The 1,506-nt window shown below is 64.4% G+C and carries 2 protein-coding genes; one reads left to right on the forward strand and one right to left on the reverse strand.

What is annotated here, in order from left to right:
• Positions 1-5 precede the first annotated feature (5 nt).
• Complete coding sequence (nth, locus tag RSO01_RS46690) at positions 6-653, reverse strand: endonuclease III (protein ID WP_246159268.1); 648 nt, start codon at positions 651-653, stop codon at positions 6-8.
• 13 nt (positions 654-666) lie between these two features.
• On the opposite strand from nth, the gene RSO01_RS46695 reads away from it, so the two are divergent.
• Positions 667-1,176, forward strand: a complete 510-nt coding sequence (locus RSO01_RS46695; protein WP_147157460.1) for a DUF2244 domain-containing protein — start codon at positions 667-669, stop codon at positions 1,174-1,176.
• Positions 1,177-1,506 lie beyond the last annotated feature (330 nt).

Here is a 1,506-nt window from a genome sequence, read left to right on the forward strand (position 1 = left end):
CTGAGTCACAGGGCCGTCGTCTTCCCCCTGAACGTGCACAGGTCGTTCACCACGCACTTCGGGCACTCCGGCGTGCGCGCCTTGCAGGTGTAGCGGCCGTGCAGGATCAGCCAGTGGTGCGCGTGCAGGCGGTACTCCTCGGGCACGCGCTTCAATAGCTTGAGCTCGACCTCGAGCGGGTTCTTGCCCGGGGCGAGCCCGGTCCGGTTGCCGACGCGGAAGATGTGGGTGTCGACGGCGATGGTCGCCTCGCCGAAGGCCACGTTCATCACCACGTTGGCGGTCTTGCGGCCGACGCCGGGCAGGGCCTGCAGCTCCTCGTGCGTATGCGGCACCTCGCCGCCGTGGCGCTCGATCAGCAACTTCGACAGCGCGATCACGTTCTTGGCCTTCGTACGGAACAGGCCGATGGTCTTGATGTAGCCGATCAGCTTCCTCTCGCCCAAGGCCACCATCTCGGCCGGCGTCTTGATGATCTTGAACAAGGGCGTCGTGGCGCGATTGACGCCGGCATCGGTCGCCTGGGCCGACAGCACGACTGCGACCAGCAGGTGATAGACGTTGTCGTATTCCAGCTCGGTCTCGGGTTCCGGGATCGCCTTCTTGAGGCGGGCGAAGAATTCCGGGATGACGGCTTGCTTCATCAGGGCCATATAGGTTTCTAGCATGACTGAAACGCCAGTCCCTGCAGCCGAGGCCCCGGCGGTCCATTTCGCGACCTCGCTGGTGCCCCATCGCAGCCTGTCGCCCCAGGGTTTCCGCTGGCTGATCTGGGCCGCCATCGCCGCCAACCTGGCGATCGGCCTGCCCATGCTGATCCTGGGCGCCTGGCCGGTCATGGGCTTCATGGGCCTCGACATCTGGCTGCTGTGGTTCCTGTTCAAGCGCAGCTATCTCGATGCCCGGCGCAGCGAGACCCTGGTGCTGACCGACCGCGAGTTGATCATCGACCGCGTGGCGCCTGACGGCGAGCGCGAGCAGCACCGGCTCGACGCCTACTGGCTGCGCGTCGAGCTTTTGGGCGAGGCCGAGCGCCTGGTCCTGACCTCGCGCGGCAACCGGACGGTGATCGGGCGCTTCTTGGCGCCGGCCGAGCGCGAGCGCGTTGCCGACCAGCTGAAGGCTGCGTTGGCCGAGATGCGCGCTCCCCGCTACGAGCACGAGTGGGACGAGTAACCGTCACGAAGATTTCCAAGCCGCGCGACTAGGTATCGGCGTGAAAGCACTGCTGGCACTCGCGTCCGGCGACACAAGGTGTGGCGTTATTGCGCGTCAGACCCCTCTACGGGGCGCAAAAACTCGCGAAAACGAAATCGAGAATTGCAACTAAGGTTATTGACTGGACTGTACTTTGGTTATATAGATGCTTCGTTGCACTGCTTCCCGGTGTTCCCGCTCTATGCATCGTTTATCCGATCGTGTGCCGACGGCTCCTGCCCGGGCGCTGGTCATCCCGTCCGGCTGCGTTCGGTCGGACGGGAGCAATGATCTTCCCTAAGGGGTGCA

The sequence above is a fragment of the Reyranella soli genome, assembly GCF_007992495.1.
Classification (GTDB): domain Bacteria; phylum Pseudomonadota; class Alphaproteobacteria; order Reyranellales; family Reyranellaceae; genus Reyranella; species Reyranella soli.

Bases quoted from the DNA above. Each gene is read 5' to 3' on its own strand.
- RSO01_RS46695 (WP_147157460.1), top strand. From the start codon at position 667: ATGACTGAAACGCCAGTCCCTGCAGCCGAGGCCCCGGCGGTCCATTTC.
- nth (WP_246159268.1), bottom strand. From the start codon at position 653: ATGGCCCTGATGAAGCAAGCCGTCATCCCGGAATTCTTCGCCCGCCTC.